Genomic DNA, 8,142 nt, shown 5'->3' on the forward strand with positions numbered 1-8,142 from the left:
TCGCTCAGACATCTTTTTCCTGTCGGGAAAATATTCCTTCCCCCCGTCCGTCGAACCATTGTGGCATAGGATTAGAAAAACAAATTAAGAACGAGCAATAACTCTTCTGACGGCATTCTCAGCTGTCAGCAGGGCGTGGGGTGGGGCATAAATTTTTCGGGGAAAAAGATGTCTGAGCGAAGCGAGTTGCTTTTTACCCGAAAAATTTATGCCCCACCCTGCGACCACGCTCCAAACCAAGAGGCCCAAAAAATCAGGGCCCAACCTCTGGGGCAGGATCCGGACCACCCTCGCGAAACTCGCTGGCCGACTTGCCGGTCCACTTCCGGAAGGCGCGGCTGAAGTTGGAAAGGTCGGCATAGCCCAGCTCGTAGGCAATCTCGCTGACCGATTGGTTGGTATACCGGAGCAGCTGGATCGCCCGGTCTTTCAGCACCGATTCGACAATTTCCCGATAGCTGGTATCCCGGTCCGCCAGCCGGCGTTTCAGGGTGCGCGACGAGACGCAGAAGCGTTCGGCCATGGCTTCCAGTGACGGCAACGGCCCGGGCATCATTCGGAGCATGTTGCGGATCGCCAGGACGATATCGCCCTGTTCCTTCAGCGCCTTCTGCAGCTCGAATTCGCATTGGTCCCGGGCCATTCGGGAGGCTTCCGCATCGGCCAGGCGCATACGCACATCGAGAAGCTCCCGGGGGAACACCATCATTTCGTCGGCCTGGCCGTACTCGAACCGAACCGGAAGCTGGTCGGCAAACCGCTGGTACCAGGGCGGCTCCGGAGCGCTCAGGCGAACGGTGACACCCGGCAGTTTGCCGTCTTCCAGGGCAAAGCCGTGTTTGGCGGCGTCCTCGCGGTCCAGGAGCTGTTCGGTCAGCAGAATCAGGGTGGCGCTGACGGTCTCGGCCAGAAACGGGTAGAGGCCGGGCACTTCGAATTCGGTGCAGAGTTTTACCAGTACCTGATCCCCCGCTTCGGACTGGCTCATACTGAGAAACGGCACCCGCAGATGCAGGTATCGGCGCACAGAATCCAGGGCATCGGCGAAGGTGGGGCTGGTGAGGGCCGCGAAGCCCAGGGTGCCGTGGATTGTCAGCCGCAACTCCCTGGCCAGCGTGAAGCTGAGACCGTCCTGGCCGGCCAGGTTCACGGCCCGTTTGGCCATGATGATGGCATCGGTGACAAACACCCGACTGTCGTTGGACTTGAGATCGTCCGGGCTGAACTCCAGGCCTTCATAGAGTAACCGGTCGTTATAGCCCAGCTGGCGCACTGTCTCGGCCAGAACCCGCAGGTAAGCGCCCGGCACCAGGAACAATCCCAGCATCTGCCGTTCTTTGTCCGGACCGCTTGCGCTCATTGGCATTCCTTATGATTGAGGTGGCTGAAGCACTTCAACTGACTCTATCAGATGCCTCCCGCCGGAACAGTGGGGCCCGGCACACCCGGATCGCCGTCAGCATGGCCAATCAATTTCCAGCCCGTGTCCCATCCTGATCGACCACCGTCCCCTTTGCGCATTCCTGCCAGACATTGACTGCCCCACACTGGAGCCATGACATCAGCCAGAGTGAGGAGTACGCAGATGCTGAGCACTAAAACCACAGAAAAGAAGACGGCTCCGGTTACCAGAGCCTCCAACACACCCGATAACGTCACCATCACAGCCCAGCGCATGGGCTTTGAGTTCGGTGAGCAGGTTCCCCGTTACTGGGTCGATAACAGCTACACCATCAGCCACATCATGAATGCGCTCTCGGTCCTGTTTCCGCAGGGCGAGCAGTTCTTCGTGGATTCGGTAAGAGCGTTCCGGGACCAGATCTCCGATCCCAAACTGAAAGAGGAGATACGCGGGTTCATCGGCCAGGAGGCCATGCACTCACTGGAGCACATCGCCATGAACCAGCACGTTCGTGACCAGGGCATGCCGGTGGAAGAGCTGGAAAAACACCTGGAAGTGGTTCTGGGGATTGCCAAGAAGCTGCCCAAGCGTCACCAGCTGGCCATCACCTGTGCCCTCGAGCACCTCACCGCCATGATGGCCGACATGCTGCTGGAGCGTGACGATGTGCGCCAGGACATGGATGAATCCATGCGCCCGCTGTGGGTCTGGCACGCCATTGAAGAAACCGAGCACAAGGCGGTTGCCTACGACGTTTTCCAGGCAGCTGGCGGCACTTATGCAGAGCGTGCGTTTTATCTTATGTTCAGCACCGCCGCACTGGGCGTGATGAGCACCTATTTCACCAGCCGGATGATGCTCAACGACCGCAAGAACTTCTCTCTTGTAGACACGGCTACGGGTCTCTGGCGCCTCTGGGGCGTAAACGGCACCTTCTCAAGTCTGATTCCCACATGGCTTGAGTACTTCAAACCGGGTTTTCACCCCTGGGACCACGACAATAGCGATCTGATTGCCCGTTTCAAAGAGGAGATTCAGGCGCACATCGCACCACAGTACAAGAAAGGTAATCGCAGGACGCTTCAGTAAACCACGGAAGCAACTCCCAACCCTGAAGGGAAGCGGGTGGGGAGGTCTTTGTGCAGGGAAAATGATGTCTGAGCGTAGCGAGTTGCCTTTTCCCGGAAGAAAGACCTCCCCGCCCGATTCCCCACTTCCGGGTCAGGCATTCGGCTCAGCGACTCCGGATCGAATGACTTCTCCCTTCCGCCAAAGCCGCCATTCACCTGGCTGGTAAACATCCCACTTTTCATCTGTGGTCAGAGGTTCAGTAACGATCACGCTGACGATGTCATTGGGCGTCGTTTCCGATTCGAAATCCACCGTTACATCGGCGTCTTTCAGACGTGCAGGACCAAACGGGGCTCTCCGGGTGATGCTGGCCATTTTGGTGGTGCAGTAAGTGAACAGCCAATCACCGTTACTCAGTAGGAGGTTGAAAACGCCCTGGCTGGCGTAGGCGACGGACAACCGGACCAGGCGGTCGATGATTTCATCGGTTCCGGTATTGCGATCGCAGTGCGTTCGAAGGTGGTTAAGAATATCGCAGAACAGCGCCTCGCTGTCGGTGGTTCCGACCGGCTCGTAGAAGCCGGGATTCGAACGGAAACCGGAGAGCTGGCCGTTGTGGGCGAACACCCAGTAGCGACCCCAGAGTTCGCGCATGAAGGGATGGGTGTTGGCCAGGCAGGTGTCGCCGACGTTGGCCTGGCGAATGTGGCAGATGGCCACTTCGCTTTTTATTGGATGAGTCTGGACCACTGCGGCGATTCGGGAATTGGCGCTGGCATCGGCGTCGTGGAAGGCCCGTACGCCTTTGCCTTCGTAAAAGGCGACGCCCCAGCCGTCCTTGTGCGGGCCGGTCTGTCCACCCCGACGGGTCAGGCCGGTAAAGCTGAAACACAGGTCAGTGGGGGTGTTGGCGCTCATGGCCAGTAATTCGCACATGGGTTACGTCATTCTTGCCGGAGGATGTCTGCCACAAGAATAACGTAATCAACTCGCTTCGACAGTGAGAATCTCAAGCTGGCGGGGATTGTGGCCGGCGCCGACCACACAGTTACGCCCCGCTCGCTTGCCACTGTAGAGCCACCGATCGGCAACCCGGAACAGGCTTTCGGCCTCGCGACCATGGTCTGGCCACTGGGCTATCCCGAAGGAGGCAGTCACCCGGATGCGGGCTTCCCCGTAGGGCAGTTCAAGGTCAGATATCCGCTGGCGCAGCTCGTCCATCAGGACAAAGGCATCCGCCGGCTTCACATCTCTCAGAATCAGGCCGAACTCCTCGCCACCCAGGCGGCCGACAAAATCGGTGCTCCTCAGCCGTTCGGTCATGCATCGGCTGATGTTTTTCAGAACAAAGTCTCCGGCCTCATGGCCCAGAGTGTCGTTAACGACCTTGAAGTGGTCAATATCCATCACCACCAGCGCAAAACCGGCTCCACTGCGATCGCACTCGGCAATGGTGCGATTCAACGTACCCTGGAAGTTGCTGCGATTGGCGAGGCCGGTCAGTGCGTCAGTCTGGGCCATGTCCACCAGGCGCTGCTCGGACTCTTCGCGGCGCACCTCATACAGGTGAATGAAGGCCAGCATCAGTGCACCGCACAACACCATGTTGAGCAGATCGATCATCGCGTGGGGGCTGCCGACCTGGCCAAGGTGAATGTAATAGATAACGCCCCCGACGAGCATAAAGGGTGCGCTGAGAATCATGCCTTCTTTCTTGCCAAGCAACAGGTAGGCGAGAACCGGCATCATCAGCACCCAGACGAAAGCGGACACCGAGGCTTCCGGTAACAGCATGATCACCAGGAAGAACGCGAACAAAGGCACCAGATAGGCATAGACCCACTGCTGCAGATGAGGAGTGGATTTCAGGCGCCAGACGCCGAAAAAAAGCAAAGTGCTGGCAAACAGCTCAGCAACCGCCACCCATGGGTAGCCATTGAGAAACTGCAGGCAAGCAAAAATCACCAGAGCCGAGCCGGTGATCAGAAAAAGCAGCCGCATCAGTGAGCGGCGATGGCTGTCGCGCAGACCCGAGCGGCTCTGTTCCAGAGTGGCCCCCAGGTCAGAATGGTGAGGCGTATTCATGCTGACTCTTCCTTGGATCAGCTTCCGAGTATAGCCCCGAAAAACTGTTTGTAAAACGTACAGCGAGCCCAAGCTTCAGGCCCGCCGCACGCATCGAGTCTTCAGATATAGAGGTTCTTGCGGGAGAAACGCTCCACCAGCGGCTGGTAAGCAGAACCCAGCAGGCGGTTGATCGCATCAATACCCCAGGCGTCCGGGCCCACCAATATGCGGGACTCATTCTTGAGGATGCCTTTTACAATGATTTCTGCGGCTTTCTCGGGCGTGGTCATGGCGAGTTTATCGAAGCCTTTACGCTGGGCGACGGCGTTCTCGGACTTGCCCATGCGCGCTGCATTGACAATGTTGGTGCGGATACCACCAGGATGCACACAACTCACCGCCACCGGCTGGTTCTCCAGCTTCATTTCCTGGCGCAGGGCTTCGGTGAATCCTCGCACCGCAAACTTGGCGGCGTTGTAGGCGCTCTGCTTGGGCACTCCAATCAGGCCAAATACACTGGAAACGTTCACCACATGGCCATCGCCCGAGGCAATCAGATGGGGCAGGAAGGCCCGGGTACCGTGAGCAACCCCCCAGAAATCAATGTCCATGACCCATTTGAAGTCTTCGTCGGTCATCTCACGGACCGTGGCAGACAGGGCAACGCCCGCGTTGTTGATGACCAGATTGACCTGACCGAAATCTTTCACAACCTCCTCCGCATGGGCAAAGATGGCATCGCGATCAGACACGTCCAGCCGGTAGGTTTTTACATCAGCGCCGCTTAGCGCTGCAGCGGTTTCGGCCAGGCCTGACTCATTGACGTCGGACAGCGCCAGTCGGCAGCCCCGGTCCGCCAGCGATTTGGCGAGCGCGCGGCCGATACCCGAACCGGCACCGGTAACAACGGCAACTTTGTTCTTCAGATTCTTCATGGTCACAGACCTCTTAATTGTAGGCACATCAATTAAAGCAGATACTCTAACAATTGCCTGCTTGCGGGATATGGCTTTAGTGAACCAGGCCACATGGCATTCCGGCCACCCTCTGACGCGGCACCCGGTTTCCGGTACAATCCCTTGCCGTTGGCCGGTGCACGACACCGGCCCTCTACCTCCCCCGAATCTGTGGATTTTCTGTATGGAATGGAGTCTTACGCATTTCTGGCTGATCCTGGCGCTGGTGCTGGGCCTGGCTGAACTGGCCTCAGGTGTCCTGTTACTTCTGGCCCTGGGCATTGCGGCCGCGCTGACCGCCTTGCTGGCCTTTCTGGGAGCACCATTCGAATGGCAGCTGGCCGGTATGGGGCTGTTCTCGGGAATTCTGGTACCTGTCGCCATTCGCTGGATCCGTCCGCGCTTCTCACCCAAAGGTGTGGCATATGGCACAACCGGTACCGGCGTGGAGCAAGGCCGGCGTTATCAGACCCTGAAGCGGGATTTCGATGGAGCCACAGGCATCAAGGTCAATGGCGATTTCTATCGCCTGCGAGTGACTGACACCGGGGAAACCGACCTTCCGGAAGGAACCGACGTCATTTTCAAACAGTTTGACGGCACGACCGCCGTTGTTGAGACGATCACACACAAGGAACAGTAAGCATGGAACAGTATCTTTCACCCGGGCTGATCATCAGCCTGATTCTGGTCGCTATTGGCATCTTCATCATCGCCAAGGGTCTGGTCATCGTGCGCCAATCCGAGGTTATGGTCATTGAGCGCCTCGGTTCGTTCAACCGGATCCTCGAAAGCGGTGTGAACATCATTATTCCCTTCATCGAGCGCCCACGGCCGATCACCATGATCCGCTACGTACGCATGGGTGAGGATTATCATCCGGTGATGAGCGACGAAACCCGCATCGACCGCCGGGAAACGGTCATGGACTTTCCGGGACAGCCCGTGGTGACCACCGACAACGTGACGGTGAAGATCAACGGCGCCCTCTACTACCAGATCATCGACCCGCGCCGGGCCGTGTACGAAGTGGCCAACATGAGCCAGGCGGTGGAAGTGCTGGCCAAGACCACCCTGCGCTCGGTGGTCGGCAAGATGGAACTGGACAAGCTGTTTGAATCCCGCAGCGAGGTGAATAACGCGATCCAGGCCGAGATGGAAGAGGCCGCTTCCAAGTGGGGTGTAAAACTCACCCGGGTGGAGGTTCAGGACATCAGCATGCCGGAAGAAGTGGAAGAAGCCATGCGATTGCAGATGGCTGCGGAGCGGAAACGCCGGGCCACGGTCACCGAAGCCGAGGGTGAAAAGTCAGCAGCCATCGCCATGGCCCAGGGTCAGCGGGAGTCCGCCATCCTCAACGCCCAGGGCGACAAGGAATCGGCCATTCTCCGGGCCCAGGGCGAACAGGAGTCCATCCGTCTGGTACTCAGCGCCATGGGCGACTCCGAGGAAAACAAACAGACCGTCATTGGCTACCTGCTGGGCCAGAGCTATATCAAGGTTCTGCCAAATATGGCGAAAGAGGGAGAGCGGGTGTTCGTGCCCTATGAATCCTCAGCGCTGCTGGGTTCCATGGGCATGTTCCGGGAACTGGCCGGCAGCCCCGAAGACACCGTTCGCCAGCACTTGCAGCGCGATGGCTTGCGTGGCGGACTGGTTGGCTCGGCCGGTAACAGTTAAGCCCTGAAAGCTTTCACCCCAGCAGGTTGTCCAGGGGTTGCTCGTAACTGGGGGCAAACACCTTCAGGAAATAGGCAACCTCTGACAGCCCGTCTGCGTCCAACCGCTGGCGGATCTGCCGGGCGGCCGGCTCGAATTCCTTGTTGCCGGCCCGGATCTCCGCCTGGCACTTGAGCCACGCCGAGAGCCTGTCGGCGGCCTTGATCAATTCCCGGTCTTCGGCCGGTAGCTGAGACTCCCGAACGTAGGGCGAAAAATCCTCCCGCAAATCCTCCGGTAACAGCGCCAGCAGCTCGGCCTCGGCCTTGTGCTCGATGTCCCCGAACGCCTCACGCATCACCTTCGAATGGTATTTCACCGGTGTTGGCATATCCCCGGTAATTACTTCCGTCGCATCATGGTAAAGCGCTGCCGCTGCAATGCGGTCGGCGTTCACCTGGCCGCCAAAATGCCGGTTGCGGATGATGGCAAGGGCGTGGGCGAGGGTCGCCACCTCCCAGGAATGGGTGGCCACATTTTCCTCAATGGCATTTCGCATCAGCCCCCAGCGCTTGATCCAGCGCAGGCGGGAAACATAGGCGAAAAAATGGCTGGCAACGTTACCCATCACTTACAGACCTGTTTTGCATAAGTTCATAATCTTTTGCTTCAGGTGCACAAAATCCCCGTGCTATTCTGAATGCGTATTCAATTGTTACATAACCGGGGATATCGTGTCCGCTGAAGCCCATATTCGAAGATTAATGGCCATTCTTGTTGCGGCTATTATGCTGGCAACGGCGCCGGTTCGGGCAAACGAAACCGAAATCACTGTGGGCGTTTACCACTTTCCCCCGATCGCCAGTGTCAATTCCGATGGCAAAGTCGAGGGCTTCCTCGGGGGACTGCTGGAGGTGCTTGAGCAGATACACCCGGATGTCTCATTCCATATCATCCACACCTCCCCCAAACGCCGCCACCTGGATT

The 8,142-nt window shown here is 58.2% G+C and carries 8 protein-coding genes and 1 pseudogene; 4 read left to right on the forward strand and 5 right to left on the reverse strand.

The annotated features are described in order from the left end of the window. Positions 1 to 253 precede the first annotated feature (253 nt). Positions 254 to 1,360, reverse strand: a complete 1,107-nt coding sequence (locus B2W52_RS04230; RefSeq protein WP_053113558.1) for a helix-turn-helix domain-containing protein — start codon at positions 1,358 to 1,360, stop codon at positions 254 to 256. A gap of 225 nt (positions 1,361 to 1,585) precedes the next feature. On the opposite strand from B2W52_RS04230, the gene B2W52_RS04235 reads away from it, so the two are divergent. Beyond that, the gene (locus tag B2W52_RS04235) at positions 1,586 to 2,491 is read left to right on the forward strand and encodes a metal-dependent hydrolase (RefSeq protein ID WP_273018478.1); all 906 of its coding nucleotides are present in this window, start codon (positions 1,586 to 1,588) and stop codon (positions 2,489 to 2,491) included. Between the two features lie 132 nt (positions 2,492 to 2,623). Here the strand turns inward: B2W52_RS04235 and B2W52_RS04240 are convergent, their stop codons facing one another. The 3 genes from B2W52_RS04240 to B2W52_RS04250 form a co-directional block, all read right to left on the reverse strand. Beyond that, positions 2,624 to 3,409 (reverse strand): class II glutamine amidotransferase, encoded by a 786-nt coding sequence (locus B2W52_RS04240; protein WP_273070948.1) that lies wholly within the window; start codon positions 3,407 to 3,409, stop codon positions 2,624 to 2,626. 48 nt (positions 3,410 to 3,457) lie between these two features. Next, the gene (locus B2W52_RS04245) at positions 3,458 to 4,558 is read right to left on the reverse strand and encodes a GGDEF domain-containing protein (protein ID WP_008176916.1); all 1,101 of its coding nucleotides are present in this window, start codon (positions 4,556 to 4,558) and stop codon (positions 3,458 to 3,460) included. 101 nt (positions 4,559 to 4,659) lie between these two features. Continuing rightward, positions 4,660 to 5,475 (reverse strand): SDR family NAD(P)-dependent oxidoreductase, encoded by an 816-nt coding sequence (locus tag B2W52_RS04250; RefSeq protein WP_053113553.1) that lies wholly within the window; start codon positions 5,473 to 5,475, stop codon positions 4,660 to 4,662. Positions 5,476 to 5,680: 205 nt separating this feature from the next. On the opposite strand from B2W52_RS04250, the gene B2W52_RS04255 reads away from it, so the two are divergent. Together B2W52_RS04255 and B2W52_RS04260 are read left to right on the forward strand one after the other, a co-directional pair. Next, the gene (locus B2W52_RS04255) at positions 5,681 to 6,139 is read left to right on the forward strand and encodes an NfeD family protein (protein ID WP_008176913.1); all 459 of its coding nucleotides are present in this window, start codon (positions 5,681 to 5,683) and stop codon (positions 6,137 to 6,139) included. 2 nt (positions 6,140 to 6,141) lie between these two features. Next, on the forward strand, positions 6,142 to 7,176 hold the full coding sequence (locus B2W52_RS04260; RefSeq protein WP_273070950.1) for an SPFH domain-containing protein: 1,035 nt from the start codon (positions 6,142 to 6,144) through the stop codon (positions 7,174 to 7,176). Positions 7,177 to 7,189: 13 nt separating this feature from the next. Here the strand turns inward: B2W52_RS04260 and yfbR are convergent, their stop codons facing one another. After that, positions 7,190 to 7,783, reverse strand: a complete 594-nt coding sequence (yfbR, locus tag B2W52_RS04265; RefSeq protein ID WP_273018459.1) for a 5'-deoxynucleotidase — start codon at positions 7,781 to 7,783, stop codon at positions 7,190 to 7,192. Positions 7,784 to 7,919: 136 nt separating this feature from the next. On the opposite strand from yfbR, the pseudogene B2W52_RS04270 reads away from it, so the two are divergent. Further along, positions 7,920 to 8,142 (forward strand): annotated as a pseudogene (locus B2W52_RS04270) (amino acid ABC transporter substrate-binding protein); the annotation flags it as partial.

It is taken from the genome of Marinobacter sp. UBA2498, assembly GCF_002341575.1.
GTDB lineage: Bacteria > Pseudomonadota > Gammaproteobacteria > Pseudomonadales > Oleiphilaceae > Marinobacter > Marinobacter manganoxydans.

Bases quoted from the DNA above. Each gene is read 5' to 3' on its own strand.
- B2W52_RS04235 (WP_273018478.1), top strand. From the start codon at position 1,586: ATGCTGAGCACTAAAACCACAGAAAAGAAGACGGCTCCGGTTACCAGA.
- B2W52_RS04245 (WP_008176916.1), bottom strand. From the start codon at position 4,558: ATGAATACGCCTCACCATTCTGACCTGGGGGCCACTCTGGAACAGAGC.
- B2W52_RS04260 (WP_273070950.1), top strand. From the start codon at position 6,142: ATGGAACAGTATCTTTCACCCGGGCTGATCATCAGCCTGATTCTGGTC.
- B2W52_RS04240 (WP_273070948.1), bottom strand. From the start codon at position 3,409: ATGTGCGAATTACTGGCCATGAGCGCCAACACCCCCACTGACCTGTGT.
- B2W52_RS04250 (WP_053113553.1), bottom strand. From the start codon at position 5,475: ATGAAGAATCTGAAGAACAAAGTTGCCGTTGTTACCGGTGCCGGTTCG.
- B2W52_RS04230 (WP_053113558.1), bottom strand. From the start codon at position 1,360: ATGAGCGCAAGCGGTCCGGACAAAGAACGGCAGATGCTGGGATTGTTC.
- B2W52_RS04255 (WP_008176913.1), top strand. From the start codon at position 5,681: ATGGAATGGAGTCTTACGCATTTCTGGCTGATCCTGGCGCTGGTGCTG.
- yfbR (WP_273018459.1), bottom strand. From the start codon at position 7,783: ATGGGTAACGTTGCCAGCCATTTTTTCGCCTATGTTTCCCGCCTGCGC.